This is a genomic window from Kribbella sp. NPDC051718 (genome assembly GCF_040681515.1).
GTDB lineage: Bacteria > Actinomycetota > Actinomycetes > Propionibacteriales > Kribbellaceae > Kribbella.
The window spans coordinates 252,860-274,060 of sequence record NZ_JBFAYZ010000010.1; the positions used below are offsets into that span (position 1 = coordinate 252,860).

Sequence of the window (21,201 nt, forward strand, 5' to 3'; positions counted from 1 at the left end):
TTACTTTTCCAGGCGCATTTTTCGAGGGGCTAACGGGGGGCTACATCCCACATGCGCTCGCCGGGCAGGGGGTCGGGGAGCCGGTCCACGACGGGCATCGGGTCGTTGGTGACCCGGAGTCCGGCGAAGCGACGGCTCATGGCGTGTGCGTACCGCTCGGCCAACGCCGGCTCGGCGTTGTAGTCGGCGATCACGTGCTCACCGAACCAGACTCGTACGCGTCGGCGCTCAGACGTCTGGGTGGCGGTGGCGGTTGTCACTTGTCCTCCATGCAGTTCCAGGGTGGTCGGCCTTAGTCGCGGAGCGAGCGCGGTGCCGGTGCGCCGTGTGTTCACCGTCACGTCAGATCCAACGGACGAGCAGAACGGAAGGTCACGCACGAAATCTGGGCAATTGTCCAGAACTTCTTCACCCGTTGTTCACCGACTTCGAAGCCTTGTTCGATTGTTTCGGGAGACGCAATTCATAGCGTTTCCTCAGGTACGACACGCCGAGGCGACCCGACGGCCTCCGTACGCTGGTGAGGTGACCATCGAAGACGCTGGGACCAAGGCCCTGGCGGTTCCCGACCAGATTGTTTCGCCGACCGGGATCGCCACCGTCCAGACCGAACATTTGATCGGCGACATCAGCGACGCGCTCCGGCTGCTGGACGCCGTGGAGCGGGTCCGGGGCCACGCCCACCCGCTGATCCTCGGCCTGCAGGACGCGGTCGGGATCAAGATGCCCGCCGCCCTCGTGCTGAGCGCGATCTCCAACGGGCGCGACTCCGCCGAGGCCGTCGCCAACCAGGTCGGCACCACCACGGGTGAGGCAGAGCTCGCGATCGCCGAGCTGGCCGCCCTCGGACTGGTCCGTACTTCGCCGGTGCTGATGGTCACCGGGATGGGCCAGGCCCGCCTGTCCCAGCTCGACGGCCTGACCGTCCGCGTCCTCGACGTGGTCACCGGCATCCTCGGCCCGGCCGACGCCGCCCAGCTGATCCGTCTCCTGCACACCGTTGCCGACGGCCTCGAATCGGCCGCCATCACCGCAGGAGTCTCCGACCAGCTCCCCCCGACCATCCTGCACAACTAGTTGCTGGGCGTCGGGTCGTCGTACTTGCCCAGCTGACCCTCGTAGCGCTGACCGTTCCGATAAGGCCACGCGTACGCCGTACAGCCGTGCAGACCCAGCGTCTGCTGCTGCATCACGGGCGCCGGCTGTCCCGGACCAGGGCACAGCTCATGCGCGTTGCCGAGCCGATGCCCGGTCTCGTGGTTGATCATGTACTGCCGGTACGTCGTCAGGCTCGCGCCGTAGTTCGGCACTCCCCTGGCCCAGCGCGCCACATTGAGGACAACACGCTCCCCGATCCGGCAACTCGTGTACTGGTCGAAACCCCCGCCGCAGTACGTGTCCCGGGTCGCGGGCGTGACGAGCATCAGCTTGAAGTCAGCCGCCTGCCCCGGCCCGACTTGGCGGAACCGGTACTTCCCCGCGGAGGCCCAACCTTCCGGTGCTCCGTAGGTCGCGCGCACAAAGCTCGCGAACGCCGCATGATCGACGCCCTTGATTCCACCCTCGATAGCGATCTGGAACGTGTAGAGCTTGCCCGCTCGCCCGATCGTCGCCGGATCCCCCGGAAGGACCGTGAAGTCGACCGTGCCGCGCACGGGGTACGTGATCCCCGGATCTCCTTGCCCGGGCGCCGCATTGGACTGCGGAGCAGCCGGTACTTCGGGAGTCCCCGACTCGGTCGGAGTCTCAGCCTCGGCCGCCGTGCCGGTGGGCGTCGACTTCGGCGAGGCCGCCTTCTTGAAATGCGTCGACGTCTGGGCCACCGGTCGCTCTGGGTGATCCTGGCGCGAGAACGGACTGGCCGGCAACTGGAGCAACGCGACGACCGCGACCGCTCCAACGATCCCCAGGGCGGCGATCCTCGTCTTGCGCATCAACAGCTCCTCACTCCGCGCTCCGGTCGAACGCGTCCTCACCCAGTACTTGTCTGATCAGCCAGAACCCCTTCTCGGGCCGCCGTAAACGGGCCGCCTCCTCCCCCGGGTGGAGATCCGGATATCCACCTGCCTGATTCCACACGGTCGTGTTAGTTTGAGGGAAACAACACGGGCGTGCGAATACAGGGAGTGAGATGAAGCGCTGGACTGCGAGCCTCGCCGTGATGACGGTGGCGCTCAGCTCGAGCCCCGTGGTGCTCGCCTGGGGCGCCGGAAGTACGGCAGTACGGGCCGGGCTGACTGCTGATGTGAACAGGGATGGACGGCTGACGGCGGCCGACGAAGCCGGGGAGGATCGGTGGAGCGACGGCCGCGGGGCGATCTTCCTGCCGAATCTCGATGACGACGAGCGGCGGTGCACAGTCGAACCGGCTGATCTGGACAAGGCCGGTGCCGAGGTCGATCGGAAGCTTGCTGCTTGCAACGACGCTGCCGACGAGCGGATCAACGGGCCGCGCGATGCGGCCGACCTGGCGCCGCTCCGGGTCGATGCCCAGGGCAACATGAGCGATGCGGCCAGCGGTCGGCTCAGCGTAGTACCGGCTGGGAAGGCGCGGGTGTTCGTTGCCGGGAAGGCGGTCGAGACGCTGACTGCTGACCAGTTGCGGCACGGAGTACGGGTTGGGTTGGAAGGGCGGGATGTGGTTCGGGATCCGGCCGAGTGGGATGGGCAGGTGTCTGTCACGTTGACCGTTGCCGATCGTGGGCGGACGAGTAGCGATGTGGTCAGGCTGAGGGTCGCGCCGTTGATGTTGCAGAACGATTTGCAGCGGGCGGAGACGGTACTGGCCGCTAAGCCGAACCAGGAGCCGGGGTGGCCGGGTGGCGAGGCGCCTTATCCGGAAGGGGTTCCGAGCGAGTGGGAGCCGTTCGCGAACACGCTTGGCAAGGCGACGCGAGCGGCCGGGGCTGGGCTGAAGTTCGTCCAGGGCACGGCCGACGGCTGGAAGGATCTGTGGTTGCAGGACACCTTCGAACCGGCGTCGGCCGGCATGCCGGCGGTCGGCGGCAGTCAGACGATGCGGATCCTGATCCGTTCGGGGAACGTGTGGGAGTTCCCGGGTACGGACGGCAAGCCGATCGCGACGCCACGGCCGGCCGGGCGGTTGATCTATCGCGATCTCCGCGGGCCTGACGTCGGGGTTGTGCAGGAATTGAGCCCGGTCGCGTCGAGCGGGCTGAACGACCTGCTCAACATGGGCGGCAATATCGAGTCGCTACCTCCGTACGCCGGGTATCCACACGGCCGGATCGTCTATGGATCGGGGTCGCGGCACCCCGATCGCGGGTTCATCACCATGGTGACGGGCCAGGGGTATCAGCCGCCGGTCGTGGTCGACACGTCCTGGCTGATGGTCGGGCATGCGGACGAGACGACGCATGTCGTACGGGCCGACAACACTCGCGGGTGGACGCTCGCTGTCGCCGATCCTCGGTTGGCGGTTGAGTTGTTGCGGGAGGCGCGGCGGGCGGGCGCCGGCGACGCGCGGCTCTTCGCGGACACCAATTCGCGGTCGAAGCCGACGGTCGATCAGGTGCTTGCCGACCACGCTTGGCTGGCCGACAACGCGGCGGCCGCCGGCCACATCGACGACCAGCTGAAGATCTTGCTCAAGGCAACGGGTTTGCGCTCGGCCGAGCTGGTTCGGTTGCCGGTGCTGTTCGAGCGGCAGAAGGACTTCGGGTTGCTGCGGGCCGTCACTCCAGGGTTGGTCAACGGCCTGTCGCTGACCGGGCGGGACTTCGCAGCACCGGTTCCGCACGGTCCGAAGGTCGATGGTCGCGACCTCTTCCAGCAGGCGACCGAGCGGGGGCTTGGGCGTAACGGCGTACGGGTCCACTGGGTTGAGGACTTCTTTTGGGCCCACCTCGCCGGCGGAGAGGTCCACTGCGCGACCAACACTCTTCGCGACACCCGTTCCACCGACACCTGGTGGACTAACCGACTCGGTCGGTGAGGAAGGATTCCCAGGTGTGGGTGCCGGTGGCGTGGGTGGGGGCCAGGTTGAGGCCGGTTCGGAAGGCTCGGGGGGCCTTGCCGGGGAAGCGGATGGGGAGGAGGGGGCGGCGACGGTTGGTGGCTTTGAGGTACGAGGTGATGATTTCTTTGAGGGTGTAGATCTTGGGGCCGGCGATGTCGGGGACCAGGCCCGAGGGTTCGCCTTGGGCTAGCTCCACCAGGCGGGCGGCTACGTCTCGGGCGTCGATCGGTTGGACGCGGAAGCCGGTGGGGACCGGTACTACGGGGAGCTTGGTGAGCGTCTTGGCCAGGGTCAGGACCAGGTCGTTGAACTGGGTCGCGCGGACGGTCGTCCACGGCAGGCCGGACTCCGCGATCACCTGCTCGGCGCCGCGTTTGAACGCGAAGTACGCGAAGGAATCCTGGTCGGCGCCGACTACCGAGATGTAGACGATGTGCGGCTTGCTGTCGGTTGCCTTGATCGCGTTGACCAGCGTGCGGGCCTTCTCGTCGTCGCCCTTGGCGTCGCCTGCCAGGTGGACGATCGTGTCGACCCCGGCGACGGCCGCGTCGATGCCTTCGCCGGTGGTGAGGTTGCCGACGGCGTACCCGATACCGTCGGCCGCCTCGTGGCTGCTACGGCTGAGCACCCGCACCTTGAATCCTGCGTCCCTCAGCAAGGGCGTGGTCAGCCGCCCGAGAGTTCCGGTGCCGCCGGTGACGAAGACGGTCGCAGTCATGGTTCTTGCTCCTGTCGGTCAGTACGTCCGCGGTCCTCGCGGCTCTACTTGTCCGACTCGCGCCAGGCGAAGAATGTGACAGCGCGGTTTGGCTCAGGCGTAGCGGATGCCTAGGCCGCCGTCCACGGACCAGTTGGCGCCGGTGACGAAGGCGGCGGCGGTGGAGGCCAGGAAGCAGACGACTTCGGCGACGTTCTCGGGGGTGCCGATGCGGCCCAGAGGGTGGACGGCCAGGGCGGTTTCGCGGGCGTCGGGGATGGTGTCGAAGAACTCTTCGAGCAGGTCGGTGGCGATGAAGCCGGGGCTGACGGCGTTGACGCGGATGTTGTGCGCCGCGACGTCCAGGGCGAGGCTGCGGGTCATGCCGACCAGGCCGGACTTGGCGGCGGCGTACGGGAACATGCCGGCCGTGGTCAGCTGGGAGTGGATCGAGGCGATGTTGACGATCGCGCCGTGCTTGGCCTCGATCATGTCCGGCAGCACGGCACGGGCCATCAGCCAGGCGCCTTTGAGATCGACGGCGAAAACGCTGTCCCATTCGGCGACGGTCATCTTGGTCGCGTCGGCGTAGGAGTTCTTGCCGGCGTTGTTGACCAGGACGGTGATCGGGCGGCCGAGGGTCTCGGTGAGTTCGGCGACGGATCGGCGTACCGAGTCTTCGTCGGTGACGTCGCCGACGGCTGACGCGATGGTCACGCCGTATTGCTTGAGGTCGGCGGCGGCGGTCTCGAGTTGGTCGGGTAGGACGTCGAGGAGTGCTACCGCGGCGCCTTCTTCGGCGGCCTTGGCTGCGATCGCGCGGCCGATTCCGCGGGCGGCTCCGGTGACGAGCACGACCTCATCTGTCAGACGTCCGGACACTTGGCGGCCTCCTTCGTTGGCTCATCCTTTCAGGAGGATGCCGGCCTTTGCTGCTTCGGCGGCATCGCGGGCGTAGCGGTCGGCGTCGGCCGCGGAGAGGTCTTGGCGCAGGAGTGCGACTTGATGGAAGAGGGGTGCGGTCGCGGTCAGCAGGACGCGGTGGGGGTCGGTGGCGGCAGGGATGTCGCCGCGGTCGATGGCTCGGGTGATGACGATGGCGCTGCGCTCGTACCGGTCCTTCCAGAAGTCGTGCAGGGCGGTTGCTGCGTCGGTTGTGCGGAAGGAGGCCGCGATGACGGCGGTCGTCAGGGAAGGGTGGATCGTGAGGGAGGCGTGGATTTCGCGGTTGAGTTCCACGAGGTCGCCTTCGAGGGTGCCGGTGTCGGCGGGGATCCAGGAGTCGTCGGCGCCCATCGCGAGCAGGTCGATCAGGAGGCCGTCGACGGTGCGCCAGCGGCGGTACACGGTGGTTCGGTGTACGCCGGAGCGCGCGGCGACGGCGTCGATGGTGAGACCGTCGTAACCGTGCTCGGCCAGCTCGGCCTGCACTGCTGCCATCACGTCAGCCCGAACCCGCGCAGTCCGTCCACCAGGTCTGGCCCGCTCGCCGGCAGCTCCCCCAGCTCCCGGGACCGCAGCAGCGGCGCCCTCCGCCCCCGTGCCCTCCGCGTCCGCGACGGCTGCGTCCGCTGCGCCCGCGTCTGCGGCGGCGGTTGCGTTTCTGGGAGCGGGCATGGCATGATCTTAACGCAACATTCGTCGCATTAGCAGGAGGTCGTCGTGGAGTTCTGATTCGCCGTCGAACCGGGTCCACCCGTCTCGGGTGAGGTCCGTCCGTTCCAGCGAGTCAGGAGGACACGTATGTCTGCCCAGTTGTCGTTGCAGGAGATCTCCAAGTCGTACGACCATCGCCCGGTGCTCGATCGGGTGAGCTGCGCCTTCCCGCCCGGCGAGGTGAGCGGGCTGATCGGTGAGAACGGCTCGGGAAAGTCGACGCTGCTCCGGATCCTGTCCGGTGCCGAGCGTCCGGACGACGGCGTGGTGACGGTTGCCGGGAGCGTCGGCTTCCTCGGCCAGGAGAATCCGCTGCCGCTGCACCTCGACGTAACGGCGATACTCGACCACGCGCTGGCCGAGTTGCGCGCGATCGAGAAGCGGATGCTGGAGCTCGAAGGGTTGCTTGCCGAGGGCAATGTTTCGGTGCTGGAGGAGTACGGGGAGTTGCAGACCGCCTTCCAGGTGAGGGAGGGGTACGACGCCGAGGCGCGGTTCCAGCGGGCGCTGGCCGGGTTGGGATTGAGCTCCTTGCCAGGTGATCGGGTGTTGTCGTCGCTGTCGGGTGGCGAGCTGGCGCGGTTGCATTTGGCCGCCGTGCTGGTTGCCGGCGCTGAGGTGTTGCTGCTCGACGAGCCGACGAACCATCTCGACCTGGCCGCGACGGTCTGGCTGGAGGATCACCTGCTGTCGCGGTCCGGTACGACGGTCGTTGTATCGCATGACCGGGCGTTCCTGGAGCGGGTCGCGTCGACGTTGTTCGAGGTGGACGGCGATACGCATCGGGTGACTCGGTACGGGAACGGGTATGCCGGATACCTCGCGGAGAAGGCGGCTGAGCGGGCGCGGATCGCGCAGGCGCGGCAACTGTGGGAGGACGAGGTGGCCGTGATGCGGTCGACCGTGGGGACCGCGGCAGATCGGGTCGCCTACGGGCGGCCGATGCAGGACAACAACAAGATGGCGTACGGCATCGCGGGTGATCGCGTGAACCAGGCTGAGCGGAGCAAGATCCGCAATGCCAAGGAACGGTTACGGCGGTTGGAGGAGAGTCCGCCGCCGGTGCCGTCGAAGCCCTTGCGGTTCACGGCCGCGTTGCGGACGGCTGGGTCGAGTGGGGTGTTGCTCGATGCGGTCGGGGTGTCGGTCGCCGGTCGGTTGCGGTCTACGTCCGTTGAGGTTTCGAAGGGCGACCGGGTGCTGATCACCGGGCCCAACGGGGTTGGGAAGTCGACGCTGCTCGAAGTACTGACTGGGGCGCTGACGGCTGACTCCGGGTCGGTGGAGCGGCGGGGGCGGATCGGGTATTTGGCGCAGGACGTCGTCGAGGCGCGGCCGGATGCGACGTTGCGGGACGAGTTGGTGCGGCATCGCGGGTCGGGGCGGTTGGGGTTGTTCAAGCGGGAGCAGTTGCAGACGCGAGTACGGGAGTTGTCGACCGGGCAGCGGCGGCGGTTGGCGCTCGCGGAGTTGCTGACCACGCAGTACGACGTACTGGTACTGGACGAGCCAACCAACCACTTGTCGCTGGTGTTGGTGGAGGAGTTGGAGGCTGCGCTGGATGCGTATGACGGGGCGCTGGTCGTGGTGAGCCATGACCGGCGGTTCGTGTCGCGGTGGCGTGGTGAGGTGCTCGAACTGGAGGAGAAGAATCTTGCGAAGTACTGAGATTGTTGTTGCTGAGGGCAATGAAGGTCCGTACGGCGTGGCGGTGGGCGGCGATGGTGCGGTGTGGACGACGCTGGTGCATGCGGGGGCGGTGGCCCGGGTCTCGCGGGATGGCTCGGTGGCGCGGTTCTCGCTTGATGCTGACGGGAGCCGGCCGAGTGTGATCATGCCGGGGCCGGATGGGGCGGTGTGGTTCACCCGGAACGGGGACGACCGGATCGGACGGGTCGGGGCCGATGGGGTGGTCTCGGCGTTTGAGGTCGGGTCGGGGCCGTACGGGGTGTGCGTGGGGCCGGACGGGGCGTTGTGGTTCACGTTGATGAACGTGGATCGGATCGGGCGGCTGACGGTGGACGGGGAGGTGTCGTTGTTCGAGATCGGGAGCAGCGGTGGGTTTCCGGCGATGATCACGGCGGATGACGGCGGGGTGTGGTTCGCGCTCAACCAAGGGAATGCCATTGGGCGGATGTCGCTGGATGGGGTGGTGGTGCTCCATCCGCTACCTACCGAAGGTGCTGGGCCGGTGGGGATCAGCGCTGGGGGTGGCGGGGTCTGGTTCACGGAGTTGATGGCGGGCCAGGTCGGTCGGATCGACGGTGAGGGAAAGATCGTCGAGTATCCCCTGCCGGACCGGTCCTCCAAGCCGCATGCAGTTGTCGCAACCGACGACGGCGGTTGCTGGGTGACGCTGTGGGGCTCGGGTTCCGCGATCCGACTCGACGCTCAGGGCACGGTGGTCGAGGAGATCTCCCTGGGCGAAGGTTCCGAGCCTCACGGTCTCGCAGTGACGGCTGACGGCGAGGTCTGGGTGGCGCTCGAGATCGGTGTTCTGGCCCACATCCACGCCTGAGAGTGAGCCGATTCACCCACTGGAGGGACGCGCTGGTCCACCCACAGGAGCAGTGTGGTTTCCGTGACCACACTGGTGGGACCAAGAGTTGTTCGGGTACCTCGCGTACGGGATGTACTCGCCGTGGGGCGGCCTGCGTTCTGGGTGGTTTCGGTGGTGCCTTACTACGTGGGGGTGCTGCTGGCCACGCATCGGCTGGTTCCTGCGGTTGGGGACTGGGGCCGGTTGTTGGTGGGGGCGGTCGTGATGGGGCCGTTGCTTTGGTTGTCTGTGTTGGCGATCAATGATGCGTATGACCTGGCTGGGGATTTGGTCAATCCGCGGAAGTCGAAGTCGCCGTTGCTGGATGGGCGGGTGACGTTGGTCGAGGCCAAATGGCTGGCGGTGGGGGCTGGGGTGGCTTCGGTTGGGGTGGCGTTCTTCGTCGGGTGGGTGTTTGCGCTGGGAGTGGTACTGGCAGTGGTGTTGGGGTTTGCGTACAGCGTGCCGCCGGTGCGGTTGAAGACTCGGGCTGGGTTCGACGTGGCGGTGAATTCGCTGGCGTTGGGGACTTTTGGGCCGTTGGCGGGGTGGGCGGCGGTTCGGCCTGAGTTGGGCGGGTTTCCGTGGGTGATGGCGTTGCAGGGGACGTTGGCGGCGATCGGGTTGTACCTGCCGACGACGCTGGCAGATCTCGAGGCGGATCGGGCGGCTGGGTATCGGACGGTCGCGGTGCGGCTCGGGGCGCGAGCGACGTACCGGCTGGGGTTTGCGTTCTGGATTGCGGCGGCGGGGCTGTCCGTTCTGCTGGCGGCGCTGGACGCGGTGATTCCGCGGAGCATGCTGGCGCTGGAGATCGTGATGGTGCCGGTGCTCGTCGCGGCGTACCGGCGGTTCATCGGGCCGGGGATGACGTTCAAGGGCGTGGTGATTCTGGCGTCGCTGTTCCTGCTGCCGTGTGGGACCTTCGCGCTCACCTACACCGGGGTCCTCTGACTCACACCTCCGCGCCGCCGGCCGTTCCATCGGTATGACCTGGAGAGAAGAGCTCGACGAACACGGCTGCGCGCTGATCGGACAACTGCTCACGCCGGAGCAGTGCGCGGAGATCGCCGGCCTGTACGACGAGGTGCGGCGGTTCCGCTCGACGATCGACATGGCGCGTTACCGCTTCGGCTCGGGGCAGTACCGGTACTTCGATCACCCACTCCCCGACCTCGTCGCCAAGCTCCGTGAGGAGTTCTATCCGCAACTGCTCCCGGTCGCCCGCGAATGGGCGGCCAAGCTCAACCGCCCGGCGCCCTGGCCGGACACGCTCGAGGAGTGGCTCGACGACTGCCACCGGGCCGGGCAGACGAAGCCGACGCCGATCCTGCTCAAGTACCAGGCCGGTGACTGGAACGCCTTGCACCGTGATCTGTACGGCGATCTGGTCTTCCCACTGCAGATCGTGATCGGGCTGAACAAGCCAGGCGTCGACCACGAGGGCGGCGAGTTCCTGCTGGTCGAGCAGCGGCCGCGGGCTCAGTCACGCGGGACCGTCACCATGCTGCCTCAGGGGCAGGGACTGATCTTCACCACTCGCGATCGGCCGGTGAAGTCGGCTCGCGGCTGGTCCGCTTCGCCGGTGCGGCACGGCGTGAGCACTGTCCGGTCAGGAATCCGGCACACCCTCGGTCTCGTGTTTCACGATGCCGCTTGAGTTGATGCGCAAGCGGAACGACCGGCGCTCGACAGCGGCGACCACCTCGTCGAGGATCTGGGCGAGCGGCGCGGAGAGTTCCGCATCCAGCTCGGCCATCGCGGCAGTGGTCGCCTGCCACTCCGCCTCGATGGTCGGCAGCAACGAGCACGTCTTGTCGGTGAGGTGCACGATCCGCTGCCGCGCGTCCTCGCCGGGCTCGAGCGTGACGAACCCGGACCGGTTGAGCTGGGCAACCGTCTGGCTGGCGGCGGAATGCGTCACCCCGACGGCCGCGGCCAGCTCCCGGATCGACAACGGGCCCTCGGCAACCAACGTCCGGACGATCGGCGAGAACCTCGGCCGGTACTCCGGCAGGCCGGCATCCACGTAGACCTTGGCCACGTCGCCGTCGAGCAACTCCAGCACGTGCCGTAACCGGGTACCGATCGCGCCTTCCACCGGAGTAATCTAACAGCACTGTTACATCTACTCGACTATGGAGGCACCTCGATGCAGCCGGATGACCAGGGGATGCTCGATGTGGGCGACGGGCAGCTCGTCTACTGGGAGGTCTGCGGCAACCCCGAGGGCAAGCCGGCTGTCGTGCTGCATGGCGGGCCGGGGTCCGGGGCCGGCGCGTTCTGGTACCGATTCTTCGACCTGACGAAGTACCGGGTGGTGTTGTTCGATCAGCGCGGGTGCGGTCGCAGTACGCCGGACGCCGCGGAGCCGGACGCTGACCTCAGCACCAACACGACCTGGCATCTGGTGGCGGACATCGAGCTCTTGCGCGAGCACCTCGGCATCTCGAAATGGCTGGTGCTGGGTGCGTCGTGGGGTGCGACGCTGGCCTTCGCGTACGCCGAGCGGCATCCGTCGGCGGTCTCGGAGATCGTGTTGTTCAGCGTCACGAGCACGACTCCGCGTGAGGTCGAGTGGATCACCCGGGACATGAGCCGGATCTTTCCTGAGGAGTGGCGGCGCTTTCGGGACGTCGTACCGGTTGAGGAGCGGGACGGGAATCTCGCGCTCGCGTACAGCCGGTTGCTGCACGATCCCGATCCGGCGGTACGGGACCGGGCGGCGCGGGCTTGGTGCGAGTGGGAGGACACGCATGTGGCGACGTACCAGGGCTACAAGCCGGACCCACGCTACGAGGACCCGGTCTTCCGCCTGAGGTTCGCGCGACTCGTGTCGCATTACTGGGGCCACACAGCCTGGATCGAGGACGGTGCGTTGCTTCGTGACGCGGGCAAGCTGGTCGGGATTCCCGGGGTCCTCGTCACCGGGCGGCTCGACATCAGCAGCCCGCCGGACACCGCGTGGGAGCTGGCCCAGGCCTGGCCGGACGCCGAACTGCACATCGTCGGGGACGCCGGTCATGGCGCCGGGAAGGCGAGCGTCTCCGAGCTCGTGACGGCCGCGATCGACAGGTTCGCGTCGAGTCGGGCCGTCTGAGCTGCCACCAGCCATACCTGCAGCTTGTACTAACGCCTGCTGCGCATCTCCGCGTCGAACGAGTCCTGCAACACCTTCATCGCCGCGGCCTCAGCAGGGTCCGCGAACAGCTCGGGCAGCGTCGCCGGATCCACGTCGTACAGGTGCGTCTGCAACCACCAGATGTTGCCCTGCGGGTCCTTGATCCGGCACCCCCGGTCCCCCACGATCCGCGACGTCGTCAGCTCGGTCACCACCGTTGCCCCGGCCTCCAGCGCCCGCGCCAGCACCGCGTCGACATCATCGACGAACACACTTAGCAGGCTCGGAGTATCCGGCCAGTCCGGCTTGGAATCGAAGGTCATCAACACCGAGTCCCCCACCGTCACCTCGGCATGCCCGACAGTCCCATCGTCATTCAGCACTACAAACGACTTCTCCGTCTCGAACGTCCGCTCCACGAACTCCAGCCACTCCACCGCCCCACGCACCGCGACGTACGGAGTAACAGTGCCTTTACCGCCAGGATTCTTCGTCATGCCCCAAGTCTCACAGCGGTAGCGGCCAGCTTCTGGCCTCTACTTCAAGCTGTAGGGATTGGTCAAAGTGATCGGCGTTCGAGCAATCTCGAGGACCGGCTCCGGAAATCGTGGGCCGGCGATGTAGTAGCGGGCCCGGGTCCGGCCGACCGGCTCGAGGTACTGAGCCGTCACGAGATCGCGGAGATCCCGCTGCGCCTGCTGGAGATTCAGTCCCTCGGAGTGTTCGTAGCGAGAACGCCTGACCCGTCCCTCCATGGCAATGTCATGGAGGGCTGTGACGACTCGCTCATCGAGACCCGCCTTCTTGGCGAAGTCATCGAGGGCGGTCCAGGTCCTGCCCGAGCGATCAAGGCGACTCTGCACGGTCTGTGCCTGCTGGTGATAGGCGACGAGGTTGAAGCGGATCCAGCCGGCGACATCCTGGTCGGGCAGATAGACCGCTCCGCGGAGGGTGAGCTCCCGGTAGTACTCCCAAGTGTTACCGGGGCGTCCGAGCCACGCCTCGATCGAGGAGAACTCGGGAGCCAGCACTCCTTCGCGGGCGATCATCAGCGTCTGTAGCGAGCGAGACATCCGGCCGTTGCCGTCGGCCCAGGGGTGGATGGAGACCAGCTGCAGGTGTGCCATCGCGGCTCGCACCAGGAGGTGGGTGGAGTCTTCCGCGTTCAGCCAATCGACCAGCTCTGCCATCAACTTCGGCAACTCGCCGGCCGGAGGCGCCGTATAGGCGGCGATGCTGGGATCGCGGACGTCGGTGACGTAGACAGCTCCCTTGCGCCATTGCCCGGCCGGCTTGCGAGCGGTGTGTCGATGTCCCTGCAGCATCCAGTGCAGCGCGTTGAGGAATCCCTTGCTGTAGGCGAAGTCCTCGACATCGTGCAAGGTCTGGAGGTAGGTCATCATCCGCTGGTAGGCCAGCGTCTCCTCCCGGTTCTCGTCCGAGACTTCGACGTCGCGCTCACCCGCCATCAGGTCCTCGACGTCGACCGTCGACACCTTGAATCCCTCGATCGAGTTGGATCCAGCAACGGCGTCGGCAGTCAGGAACTCCCGAAGGCCGGCGGTCCACTTGGTCGGAGTCGCCAGCACTTGATGCCGCAGCGCCTCCCGCATCCGGTCGATGTCCGCGAGTACACGCCGGTCATCCGCAGCGAGAGCGGGAGTAGGAAAGAGCATAAATTCGACAATAGATTGATATAATCATTGCGTCAATATATGCATTTGGCCGCTATGACGCTGCCGAGGTGTAGCGGGCGGCCAGTTGGTGGGCCGCGGTTTTCAGTTCGGTCGGGCCTTCGAACTCGAGGTCGGATTCGAACATGCCGAAGGTGGCGGCCAGGCCGGTCCAGGACCAGGCGCTGAGGGTCAGGCGACAGGTGGTGGGGGTCAGCTCTTCTACCAGGGCTTCGTGGCCGGCGTAGCGGGCTATGTCGGCGGCTTTGGCTTGAAGGATGGCGGTGCCTTGGCAGGGCCACTGGTTCTGCGAGCGGAAGCGTTCCCAGATGTAGGCGGAGATGTCGGGCGCGGGGAGTTCGCGTGGAGTGAAGCGCGGGCCCGATGGGGTTTTGGGGAGCATCCGGTCTACCCGGAAGGTGCGCCAGTCGTTGCGGTCGAGGTCCCAGGCGACCAGGTACCAGCGGCCGCCCCAGGTGACCAGGTGGTGGGGCTCGACCTTGCGCGGTGGGACGAACTCCTCGGTGGAGGCGCCTGGTGAGGCGTAGTCGAAGCGGAGTACTTCGTGAGCGCGCAGGGCCGTGCCGATCGCGATCAGGTGGTCGGAGTCGACCTTGGCCCGGCGCGAATCGGCGTACTTGTCGACCGTGGTGACCTGCAGCGCGTCGACGCGTTGACGTAGCCGCGCGGGCATCACCTGGCGGACCGTGGCGAGCGCGCGCAGGGCGCCTTCCTCGATACCGGTCACCGTGGTCGTCGCGGTCTGCAGGGCGACGGCGACCGCGATCGCCTGGTCGTCATCGAACAGCAGCGGGGGCAGGTCGGCGCCCGCGTCGAGGCGGTAGCCGCCGTCCGGGCCCTTGCTCGCGCGGACCGGATAGCCCAGGTCGCGCAGGCGGTCCACGTCGCGGCGGACCGTGCGCGGACTCACCTCCAGCCGTTCGGCCAGCAGCGCGCCCGGCCAGTCGCGGCGCGCCTGGAGCAGGGACAGCAGCGAGAGGAGTCGAGCCGAGGTTTCGGACATGAGTTCAGATTGCCACGAGTAACGGCCAGAACCTGTCCTCTACTGCTGGAAATGTCGTCGCCAAGAGGCCCCCGACCAAGGAGACATCGTGATCAGCACCCGACAACTCACCAAGGACTTCGTGGTGAACCGCACCGAGACCGTGCACGCGGTCCGCGGCATCAGCCTGGACGTCGAGCCGGGCGAGCTCGTCGCCGTGCTCGGCCCGAACGGCGCCGGCAAGACCACCACGCTGCGGATGCTCACCACCCTGATCGCCCCGACCTCTGGTACGGCGAAGGTCGCCGGGTACGACGTGACGGCCGACCCGGGCCTGGTCCGCCGGCAGATCGGGTACGTCGGCCAGGGCAACGGCGCGGGCCACTCGCAACGGGTCCGCGACGAGCTCTACGGCCAGGGCATCATCTACGGGCTCGACCAGCGGGCGGCGAAGCGGCGTACCGGCGAACTGCTCGAATCGCTCGAGCTCGGCGAACTGGCCAAGCGCAAGGTGTCCGAACTGTCCGGCGGTCAGCGTCGGCGGCTGGACGTCGCGATGGGGCTCGTGCACGCGCCCGGACTGTTGTTCCTGGACGAGCCGTCGACCGGGCTGGACCCGCAGAACCGGGCCAACCTGTGGGATCACATCCTGCGGATGCGCGCGCAGTACGCCATGACGATCGTCCTCACGACGCACTATCTCGACGAGGCGGACTCGATGGCCGAGCGAGTCGTCGTGGTCGATCACGGCGAGGTGATCGCCGACGACACCGCGGACGCACTGAAGGCCGAACTGGCCGGCGATCAACTCGACCTCACAGTCGCGCCGGGCAATCTCGCCAAGCTCACCGAGCTGGCGCACAAGGTGCCTGGCGCAAGAGAAGTAGTTGCCGAGGGCGACCGGTTGACCGTGCGCGTCCCGGACGGGCCGAGCGCGTTGCCCGAACTCGTCGCGGCGGCGCAGCAGTACGCAGTACCGGTCGGCAGTGCTCAGGTGCACCGGCCGACGCTCGATGACGTCTTCCTCAATCTCACCGGCCGCAGCCTGCGCGAGGCCGACAGCACCGGAAAGGTCGCAGCATGAGTACTGTCACTCTGGAGAGGAACCTGTTCCGGGATACCTCGTTCGTGATGCGGCGGGAGCTGAAGCCGGTACTCCGTGACCCGTTCTCGCTGATCTTCGGGATGATCCAGCCGCTGGTCTTCCTGGCCCTGTTCGGCCCGCTGCTCGCGGGATCGCTCGGTGGCTCGCTCGACGGCGGTGTCTGGCAGTGGTTCGTGCCGGCGATCCTGGTGATGACGACGTTGTTCGGTACGTCGGCGACCGGCTCGAATCTGTTGACGGAGTTCGTGACCGGCGCGCACGAGCGGATGCTGGTCACGCCGCTGTCGCGGTCGTCGCTGCTGATCGGGCGGGCGCTGAAGGAGATGGTGCCGCTGTTCGGGCAGGCGGTGATCGTGATCGCGGTGATGACGCCGTTCGGCTTCGACCTGCATCCGCTCGGCGCGCTGGTCGGGCTCGCGTTGCTGGCCGTGTTCGGGGTCGGGCTCGGGTCGTTCAGCTATGCGCTGGCGATCGCGGTACGCAAGCAGGAGTGGATGTTCTGGGTGGTGCAGCAGACGTTCCTCTTCCCGCTGATGATCCTGTCCGGGATGCTGCTGCCGCTGGAGACCGGCCCGGAGTGGATGCGGGTGGCGTCGAAGTTCAACCCGTTGTCTTATCTGGTCGACGCCGAACGCACCCTCTTCTCCGGCGACGTCACCTCGACCACCGTCCTGTGGGGCTGGCTGGCCGCCATCGTCACGGTCGCCCTCGGCCTGACCGTCGGCATCCGCTCGATGCTCCGGTCGGCAGACTGAAGGTCAGAAGCGCAGGTGCGCGGCGGTGACCTGGTTGAGGTGGATGAGCAGGTCGTAGCTCGGGGCGAGGCGGATCGGCAGGTCGGGGGTCGGGTAGCCGGTGCCGATGTCGCGGGTCGGACGGCGTACGTCGAACCAGGCGTGCGTACTGGCCGGCAGGCGCCGCAGGTCGACCAGGTAGTCGCGGTACGGGACCTGGTCGAGCGTGTACTCGTTGCTGCCCGGCGATGCCGGCGGGAGCGTGAACGTCTTCAGCTCACCGTTGGAGATGTCCTGCGAGTTGAAGGAACCGTGGTCGAAGGACGTCCCGATGGTCAGGTAGTCGCGCCCGAGCTGCTCGCGCAGGAATGTGCCCTGGGCCTTCGGGTAGTCGGCCGGCGATCCCGTCTCGAGCGCGATGTGCCCGTTGTGCGCCGACAGCATCACCTTCGCGCCCGTGGTGCGCGCCCACCATGCGGCGTTGGCCGCCATCGACTCGTCCCGGAAGTACATCGCCTTCGGCAACTCCTTCGGGTCGGTGACGTCGAAGGAGAAGAACTTCGCGACCTGCCAGATCGCCCGGGCATGCTGTGCCGCCCAGGTCCGCTCGGGGCTCGGCGGCAACGACTCGACCAGTACTACGGCCCGCCGGGCTGCCGCCTCGACCTTGACCCGGTCGGCGAGCGGCTTGGTGAGGTACGCCGCGCTCCAGGCCTCGTACTCGGCGTCGGAGCGGATACCGACGTACAGGCTTTTGATCTCGGGCAGCTTTGCCGGGCTGGTCTTGCCGACGTAGCCGATGACGCGGTCGAGGAGGGCGGGACTCGCGTAGCCGAGGTCGTCGCCGACGAAGTGCAGCTTGCGGGCGTGGGTGCGGTTGTAGGAACGCATCCACTCGATCAGGTCGAGATACTCCTGCGCGTTCCAGAACTTGTACGAACCCTGGAAGTCGCGTCGCATGATCTCGCGCGGATCGCCGACGCCGCTGACGACGTACCGGTCGAGTTCGAGGCCGGTACTCCAGGACGCTTCGAGAGCGAAGGTGGTGAAGCCCTTCTTCTCCACCAACTCGCGGAAGATCTTGTGCTTGAGCGTGAAGAACTCGCTCGAACTGTGCGTCGCCTCGCCGACGCCGACCACGCGTGCGTTGCCGACCATCGCGACCAGCGGCCGCAGGTCGCGCAGACTGCTGTCAGCATCGGTACTACGAATCGGATGCGCCGCCGCGGTCAGCGCGGGCACCGGGTCAGGTGTAACAGCGGACGCTGTGGACAGAGGCAGCGCCGCCGCGACGAGCAGGGCGGGGAGCGCCAGAAGCCGCTTCATCAAGGTCCTCCAGAGAGTCGGAATCAAGTACTTCCAACCCTGTCCGGAGAGGCCCGCGCGCCCCATCCCGCAGCCACCCCACCTGAGGTGACCCCAGCTCTACCCTTCGAGCTTCTCCAGCGCCGTGCGCATGCCCGCTTCGGCCTCGTCGCCGAGTTTCTTGAACTGGGTTTTGAAGAGGGGCTCGATCAGCCGGGTGACGCCTTTGAACTCGAACTCGGCGCGGTAGGTGACCTCGGTGCCGCCGCTGTCGATAGCGCGGAACGTCATCGTGTCGAGGGCACTGACGGTCTTGTTGTCGCCGCGGAGCTGGAAGACGCGGCCGGGCTCGAGTTGCTGCACGACGTAGTCGAGCTCGGTCTCGCGCCCGGCGAACGACGACTTGTTCCGGTACTTCGTACCGGGCCCGCCGTCGCCTTCCACCTTCACCGTCGACACCGTCCCGGGATCCCACTCGGTGGTCGTCTCGAAGTCGGACAGATAGGCGAAAACACGCTCGACGGACTTCTCCACGGTGACAACGCGCTCGATGGTGATCACCCTCGTCACGCTACCGGTCGGCTCAACCCGAAGTTATGCACCGACCCGACGATCGGCCTGCCGGGCGAGTTCAGTGAAGTCGACATTGCCGAAGTGCAGCCGGGACAGCCCGCCTTTGCGCGCCTCGGCCCTGACCTTCGCCCACTTGACCGGTGTCCGGTACGACCCGATGATCCGGTTCCGCCGGAACAGCTCGAGGATCCCGTTCTCGACGTGCAGGTAGACGTCGTCGTGCTCGAACACCATCGTCAGACCACCCGGCGGTTGGCGAGGGTGGCGACCTTGGTGAAGTAGTCGCGAAAGAGCAGTTCGTCGGCGGCCGAGATCTGCAGGGACGAGGTGGCGGCGGAGCGGATGTCTTGCCGGTCGGTGCCGTAGAGCGGTTTGCGCTCGTCCTCGACCGAGCCGACGAACAGCTGGCCGGGCTTGCCGGGCTTCTTGAAGTAGATCAGGAAAGCGAGCCAGTGCAGCGGGAGGCGATAGGTGTCGTGGGCGCCGATCAGGTTGAACGCCTCGAACACCCCGCGATCCACGCGGAAATGCAGGTCTGCGTAGTCGAAGGTGAGCGGTTCCATGGGCGGAAACCTAGTCGGCTTCGGTGATCGCGAGGATTTCGGGGACGGCGGTGTCCCAGGTGGGTCTGGGGATTTCGTGGCCGGCGCCTTCGAGCAGGACCAGACGGGCGTTGGGGATTTCACGGGCGAGGGCTTCGCCGTGGGCCGGTGGGAAGAGCGGGTCTTCGGTGCCGTGCAGGACCAGGGCCGGTACTGCGATCTCGCCGAGGCGGTGGCGGATCGAGCCGCCGGGGGCCACTGCCCAGTGGTTCGTGGCCGAGGCCGGGTTGACGCTGCGGGCGAAGGCCTGGCCGTAGAGGGCGCGGCGGGCGGGTTCGTCGTACGGGAGCGAACCGGCGTACAGGCGGTCGTCCGCGACCAGCCTGTCGAGGGCTGCTTCCGTGTCGGACCAGTCGATCGGGGTGTCGTCGGAGAAGCTGGCGCTGAGCTTCTCGCTCGGCGGCGGGAGGTCGGAATCCGACGGGCCGCTGGGACTGGTCGACGAGACGGTGATCGAGGCGACCCGGTCCGGTTGCTCGACGGCGAGCTGCAGCACGATGGCGCCGCCCATCGACAGGCCGACGAGGTGCGCCTTGTCGATCTTCAGGGCGTCGAGGATGCCGATCGGATCGGCGACCAGGTCCTCTCCCGTGTACTTCGGATCGCCCGGCTCGTTGGTCGTCGACTGACCGGTGTCGCGGTGGTCGTACCGGATCACGTAGCGCGGACCGGCCGCGAGGCGTTCGCAGAACTCGGGCTCCCAGTGGTCCATCGACGCGGATCCCCCGTGGACCAGCAGGATCGCTGGGTCCGCGGGGGATCCGAAGGTGTCGACGCACAACTCGACGCCGTTCACGGGAAGCAGGCTCGTCATGCTCCGACGGTAGTGCTGAAAGGGGGCGCCGGCCGGTGGGTGCCGGCCTGAGCCGAGTTCCCGGCATGCAGTGCCAGCGCGAAGGCGACGACGGCGAGGGTGCTGGTGATGGCGCGGAGGTTGTTGCTGGGGTTCCACTTGGACAGGTAGTTCAGCCATTCCGCCGCACCGGCCGCGGAGTGCGGGTCGACGGCGGCGAGCTGGTCGTTCAGCGGGATGTTGACGGCGAAGCTGAGCACGATCACACCGAGCAGGTAGAGAGCTGCGCCTGCGAGCACCCAGGACTTGCCGGGGGTGTTCTTGACGAAGGCGATGATCGTGAGCGCGACGCAGACCAGCGCGGTACCGCAGAAGACCAGCAGGAAGAGCGGGTTCTGGATCCTGACGTTGATCAGGTTCATCGCGGTCGCGCCCTGGCCGGCCGGCATCCGCTCCAGCGAGCTCATCACGGCGGTACCGAAGGCGAAGAACAGGCCGGCCATCAACGCGCTGCCGACCAGAGCGCTCAGGGTGAGGATCTTGGTGAGGTTCATACCGACCACACCCCGGTCTTCGCGGTCTCCCGCGCCCAGTCCGCGAAGTCGCGTGGCGCCCGGCCGAGTACCTCCTGGACACCCTCCGACACGTACTCCGAACGGTGGTGGCGGATCACCGCGAACAGATCGCGGACGCTCTCCGCGTCCTCGAGTGTCTGCCCGTAGCTGACGAGTTCGGCGACGAACTCCTCGGGTTCGAGATCCACGTACTTCACCTGCCGGCCGGTGACCGTCGACAACTCGGCGGCGACCTCGGCCAGCGTCAACGTGCGCGGCCCGGACAGCGAGTAGGTCTCGCCGGTGTGCCGCTCGTCGAGCAACGCGGCCGCCATCACGTCGCCGACGTCGTTGGTGTCGATCCAGGCCTCGCCACCGTCGCCGGCCGCCAACCGGATCTCGCCGCCGAGCACGTAGTCGAACAGGAAGTCCTCGCTGAAGTTCTGCGCGAACCAGGCGGGCCGGACGATCGTCCAGTCGGCGCCGCTCGCCCGGACCGAGTTCTCCAGTTCGACGCTGCTCTCGTAGACCGCGAAGTCGCGGCCGGGGCTGCCGACGCCGCGACCGGACAGCAGCACCACCCGGCGCAGTCCTTCGGCCGCCGCCTGCTGGATGAATCGACCGGCCTGGGCCAGCCCGGTCGGGCCGACCGGCGGTGCCAGGTACGCCGTGTCGATGCCGGCGATCGTCGGCGACCAAGTGCTCTCGTCGTACCAGTCGAAGCGCTGCTCGCTCGACCGCGAGGCCAGCCGGTAAGGGACGCCACGGGCGTCCAGTTGCTCTGCGACGCGACGGCCGGTCTTGCCTTTGCCGCCGATGATCAGGAACGGGTTCGTTGTTGTCATGGCTTAAGTTCATCGCGTTGGA

The 21,201-nt window shown here is 67.2% G+C and carries 25 protein-coding genes; 9 read left to right on the plus strand and 16 right to left on the minus strand.

The genetic code is table 11. The features are described from left to right. Nucleotides 1–29 precede the first annotated feature (29 nt). The gene (locus tag AB0M15_RS32640) at nt 30–260 is read right to left on the minus strand and encodes a hypothetical protein (RefSeq protein WP_164602023.1); all 231 of its coding nucleotides are present in this window, start codon (nt 258–260) and stop codon (nt 30–32) included. 265 nt (nt 261–525) lie between these two features. On the opposite strand from AB0M15_RS32640, the gene AB0M15_RS32645 reads away from it, so the two are divergent. Continuing rightward, nucleotides 526–1,077, plus strand: coding sequence for a MarR family transcriptional regulator (locus AB0M15_RS32645; protein ID WP_363826784.1), 552 nt, complete (start codon nt 526–528; stop codon nt 1,075–1,077). Here the strand turns inward: AB0M15_RS32645 and AB0M15_RS32650 are convergent. Continuing rightward, a complete protein-coding gene (locus AB0M15_RS32650; protein WP_363826787.1) occupies nt 1,074–1,934 on the minus strand; it encodes a DUF3152 domain-containing protein in 861 nt (286 codons plus the stop codon). The two genes, AB0M15_RS32645 and AB0M15_RS32650, sit on opposite strands and share 4 nt — an antisense overlap. Before the next feature lie 197 nt (nt 1,935–2,131). On the opposite strand from AB0M15_RS32650, the gene AB0M15_RS32655 reads away from it, so the two are divergent. Next, nucleotides 2,132–3,955 (plus strand): protein-arginine deiminase family protein, encoded by a 1,824-nt coding sequence (locus tag AB0M15_RS32655; protein WP_363826791.1) that lies wholly within the window; start codon nt 2,132–2,134, stop codon nt 3,953–3,955. Here AB0M15_RS32655 and AB0M15_RS32660 read toward each other — a convergent pair. From AB0M15_RS32660 to AB0M15_RS32670, 3 genes are all read right to left on the minus strand, one after another. Further along, nucleotides 3,936–4,697 (minus strand): SDR family oxidoreductase, encoded by a 762-nt coding sequence (locus AB0M15_RS32660; protein ID WP_363826794.1) that lies wholly within the window; start codon nt 4,695–4,697, stop codon nt 3,936–3,938. The genes AB0M15_RS32655 and AB0M15_RS32660 overlap by 20 nt on opposite strands. A gap of 93 nt (nt 4,698–4,790) precedes the next feature. Further along, the gene (locus AB0M15_RS32665; RefSeq protein WP_363826797.1) at nt 4,791–5,558 is read right to left on the minus strand and encodes a glucose 1-dehydrogenase; all 768 of its coding nucleotides are present in this window, start codon (nt 5,556–5,558) and stop codon (nt 4,791–4,793) included. Nucleotides 5,559–5,579: 21 nt separating this feature from the next. After that, complete coding sequence (locus tag AB0M15_RS32670; RefSeq protein ID WP_363826800.1) at nt 5,580–6,293, minus strand: TetR/AcrR family transcriptional regulator; 714 nt, start codon at nt 6,291–6,293, stop codon at nt 5,580–5,582. 126 nt (nt 6,294–6,419) lie between these two features. On the opposite strand from AB0M15_RS32670, the gene AB0M15_RS32675 reads away from it, so the two are divergent. The 4 genes from AB0M15_RS32675 to AB0M15_RS32690 all read left to right on the plus strand — a co-directional run bounded on the left by AB0M15_RS32675 (nt 6,420) and on the right by AB0M15_RS32690 (nt 10,531). Further along, entirely contained in the window at nt 6,420–8,000 is a 1,581-nt protein-coding gene (locus tag AB0M15_RS32675) for an ABC-F family ATP-binding cassette domain-containing protein (protein ID WP_363826803.1), read from the plus strand. Continuing rightward, nucleotides 7,987–8,850, plus strand: a complete 864-nt coding sequence (locus AB0M15_RS32680) for a virginiamycin B lyase (RefSeq protein ID WP_363826806.1) — start codon at nt 7,987–7,989, stop codon at nt 8,848–8,850. Before AB0M15_RS32675 ends, AB0M15_RS32680 begins: the two co-directional genes overlap by 14 nt. A 156-nt stretch (nt 8,851–9,006) precedes the next feature. After that, nucleotides 9,007–9,825, plus strand: a complete 819-nt coding sequence (locus tag AB0M15_RS32685; RefSeq protein ID WP_363826809.1) for a UbiA family prenyltransferase — start codon at nt 9,007–9,009, stop codon at nt 9,823–9,825. A 34-nt stretch (nt 9,826–9,859) separates the two neighbouring features. Next, nucleotides 9,860–10,531, plus strand: a complete 672-nt coding sequence (locus AB0M15_RS32690; protein ID WP_363826812.1) for a 2OG-Fe(II) oxygenase — start codon at nt 9,860–9,862, stop codon at nt 10,529–10,531. Here the strand turns inward: AB0M15_RS32690 and AB0M15_RS32695 are convergent. Further along, a complete protein-coding gene (locus tag AB0M15_RS32695; protein WP_363826816.1) occupies nt 10,484–10,972 on the minus strand; it encodes a MarR family transcriptional regulator in 489 nt (162 codons plus the stop codon). The genes AB0M15_RS32690 and AB0M15_RS32695 overlap by 48 nt on opposite strands. Nucleotides 10,973–11,023: 51 nt before the next feature. Here AB0M15_RS32695 and pip point away from each other — a divergent pair, with 51 nt between their 5' ends. After that, complete coding sequence (gene pip / locus AB0M15_RS32700) at nt 11,024–11,971, plus strand: prolyl aminopeptidase (RefSeq protein ID WP_363826819.1); 948 nt, start codon at nt 11,024–11,026, stop codon at nt 11,969–11,971. A 29-nt stretch (nt 11,972–12,000) separates the two neighbouring features. On the opposite strand, the gene AB0M15_RS32705 is transcribed toward pip, so the two are convergent. From AB0M15_RS32705 to AB0M15_RS32715, 3 genes are read right to left on the minus strand one after another with little or no spacing between them, the layout of a single operon-like run. Further along, on the minus strand, nt 12,001–12,489 hold the full coding sequence (locus tag AB0M15_RS32705) for a VOC family protein (protein WP_363826821.1): 489 nt from the start codon (nt 12,487–12,489) through the stop codon (nt 12,001–12,003). A gap of 39 nt (nt 12,490–12,528) precedes the next feature. Beyond that, a complete protein-coding gene (locus AB0M15_RS32710) occupies nt 12,529–13,668 on the minus strand; it encodes a Fic family protein (RefSeq protein WP_363826824.1) in 1,140 nt (379 codons plus the stop codon). 52 nt (nt 13,669–13,720) lie between these two features. Then, nucleotides 13,721–14,689 carry a WYL domain-containing protein gene (locus AB0M15_RS32715; protein WP_363826827.1) on the minus strand — a complete coding sequence of 323 codons (969 nt, stop codon included), beginning with the start codon at nt 14,687–14,689 and terminating at the stop codon, nt 13,721–13,723. Between the two features lie 88 nt (nt 14,690–14,777). On the opposite strand from AB0M15_RS32715, the gene AB0M15_RS32720 reads away from it, so the two are divergent. Both AB0M15_RS32720 and AB0M15_RS32725 read left to right on the plus strand, forming a co-directional pair. Beyond that, nucleotides 14,778–15,752, plus strand: a complete 975-nt coding sequence (locus AB0M15_RS32720) for an ATP-binding cassette domain-containing protein (protein ID WP_363826830.1) — start codon at nt 14,778–14,780, stop codon at nt 15,750–15,752. Then, nucleotides 15,749–16,528 (plus strand): ABC transporter permease, encoded by a 780-nt coding sequence (locus AB0M15_RS32725; protein ID WP_363826833.1) that lies wholly within the window; start codon nt 15,749–15,751, stop codon nt 16,526–16,528. The genes AB0M15_RS32720 and AB0M15_RS32725 overlap by 4 nt, the downstream gene beginning before the upstream one ends. Before the next feature lie 3 nt (nt 16,529–16,531). On the opposite strand, the gene AB0M15_RS32730 is transcribed toward AB0M15_RS32725, so the two are convergent. From AB0M15_RS32730 to AB0M15_RS32760, 7 genes are all read right to left on the minus strand, one after another. Beyond that, on the minus strand, nt 16,532–17,833 hold the full coding sequence (locus AB0M15_RS32730; protein WP_363826835.1) for an erythromycin esterase family protein: 1,302 nt from the start codon (nt 17,831–17,833) through the stop codon (nt 16,532–16,534). Nucleotides 17,834–17,932: 99 nt separating this feature from the next. Beyond that, entirely contained in the window at nt 17,933–18,373 is a 441-nt protein-coding gene (locus AB0M15_RS32735) for an SRPBCC family protein (RefSeq protein ID WP_363826838.1), read from the minus strand. Nucleotides 18,374–18,406: 33 nt separating this feature from the next. Next, nucleotides 18,407–18,619 (minus strand): hypothetical protein, encoded by a 213-nt coding sequence (locus AB0M15_RS32740; RefSeq protein WP_363826843.1) that lies wholly within the window; start codon nt 18,617–18,619, stop codon nt 18,407–18,409. A gap of 2 nt (nt 18,620–18,621) precedes the next feature. After that, nucleotides 18,622–18,948 carry a hypothetical protein gene (locus tag AB0M15_RS32745; RefSeq protein WP_363826846.1) on the minus strand — a complete coding sequence of 109 codons (327 nt, stop codon included), beginning with the start codon at nt 18,946–18,948 and terminating at the stop codon, nt 18,622–18,624. 10 nt (nt 18,949–18,958) lie between these two features. Beyond that, nucleotides 18,959–19,801 carry an alpha/beta hydrolase gene (locus AB0M15_RS32750; protein ID WP_363826849.1) on the minus strand — a complete coding sequence of 281 codons (843 nt, stop codon included), beginning with the start codon at nt 19,799–19,801 and terminating at the stop codon, nt 18,959–18,961. Further along, nucleotides 19,798–20,334, minus strand: a complete 537-nt coding sequence (locus tag AB0M15_RS32755; RefSeq protein WP_363826852.1) for an anthrone oxygenase family protein — start codon at nt 20,332–20,334, stop codon at nt 19,798–19,800. Before AB0M15_RS32755 ends, AB0M15_RS32750 begins: the two co-directional genes overlap by 4 nt. Further along, entirely contained in the window at nt 20,331–21,179 is an 849-nt protein-coding gene (locus AB0M15_RS32760; RefSeq protein ID WP_363826855.1) for an NAD(P)H-binding protein, read from the minus strand. The genes AB0M15_RS32755 and AB0M15_RS32760 overlap by 4 nt, the downstream gene beginning before the upstream one ends. Nucleotides 21,180–21,201: the final 22 nt, after the last annotated feature.

Excerpts from the sequence above, each read along its gene's own strand:
- AB0M15_RS32750 (WP_363826849.1), bottom strand. The coding sequence starts at position 19,801 with ATGACGAGCCTGCTTCCCGTGAACGGCGTCGAGTTGTGCGTCGACACC.
- AB0M15_RS32655 (WP_363826791.1), top strand. The coding sequence starts at position 2,132 with ATGAAGCGCTGGACTGCGAGCCTCGCCGTGATGACGGTGGCGCTCAGC.
- AB0M15_RS32660 (WP_363826794.1), bottom strand. The coding sequence starts at position 4,697 with ATGACTGCGACCGTCTTCGTCACCGGCGGCACCGGAACTCTCGGGCGG.
- AB0M15_RS32705 (WP_363826821.1), bottom strand. The coding sequence starts at position 12,489 with ATGACGAAGAATCCTGGCGGTAAAGGCACTGTTACTCCGTACGTCGCG.
- AB0M15_RS32745 (WP_363826846.1), bottom strand. The coding sequence starts at position 18,948 with ATGGAACCGCTCACCTTCGACTACGCAGACCTGCATTTCCGCGTGGAT.
- pip (WP_363826819.1), top strand. The coding sequence starts at position 11,024 with ATGCAGCCGGATGACCAGGGGATGCTCGATGTGGGCGACGGGCAGCTC.
- AB0M15_RS32710 (WP_363826824.1), bottom strand. The coding sequence starts at position 13,668 with ATGCTCTTTCCTACTCCCGCTCTCGCTGCGGATGACCGGCGTGTACTC.
- AB0M15_RS32715 (WP_363826827.1), bottom strand. The coding sequence starts at position 14,689 with ATGTCCGAAACCTCGGCTCGACTCCTCTCGCTGCTGTCCCTGCTCCAG.
- AB0M15_RS32725 (WP_363826833.1), top strand. The coding sequence starts at position 15,749 with ATGAGTACTGTCACTCTGGAGAGGAACCTGTTCCGGGATACCTCGTTC.
- AB0M15_RS32675 (WP_363826803.1), top strand. The coding sequence starts at position 6,420 with ATGTCTGCCCAGTTGTCGTTGCAGGAGATCTCCAAGTCGTACGACCAT.
- AB0M15_RS32670 (WP_363826800.1), bottom strand. The coding sequence starts at position 6,293 with ATGCCCGCTCCCAGAAACGCAACCGCCGCCGCAGACGCGGGCGCAGCG.
- AB0M15_RS32760 (WP_363826855.1), bottom strand. The coding sequence starts at position 21,179 with ATGACAACAACGAACCCGTTCCTGATCATCGGCGGCAAAGGCAAGACC.
- AB0M15_RS32740 (WP_363826843.1), bottom strand. The coding sequence starts at position 18,619 with ATGGTGTTCGAGCACGACGACGTCTACCTGCACGTCGAGAACGGGATC.
- AB0M15_RS32755 (WP_363826852.1), bottom strand. The coding sequence starts at position 20,334 with ATGAACCTCACCAAGATCCTCACCCTGAGCGCTCTGGTCGGCAGCGCG.
- AB0M15_RS32650 (WP_363826787.1), bottom strand. The coding sequence starts at position 1,934 with ATGCGCAAGACGAGGATCGCCGCCCTGGGGATCGTTGGAGCGGTCGCG.
- AB0M15_RS32690 (WP_363826812.1), top strand. The coding sequence starts at position 9,860 with ATGACCTGGAGAGAAGAGCTCGACGAACACGGCTGCGCGCTGATCGGA.
- AB0M15_RS32730 (WP_363826835.1), bottom strand. The coding sequence starts at position 17,833 with ATGAAGCGGCTTCTGGCGCTCCCCGCCCTGCTCGTCGCGGCGGCGCTG.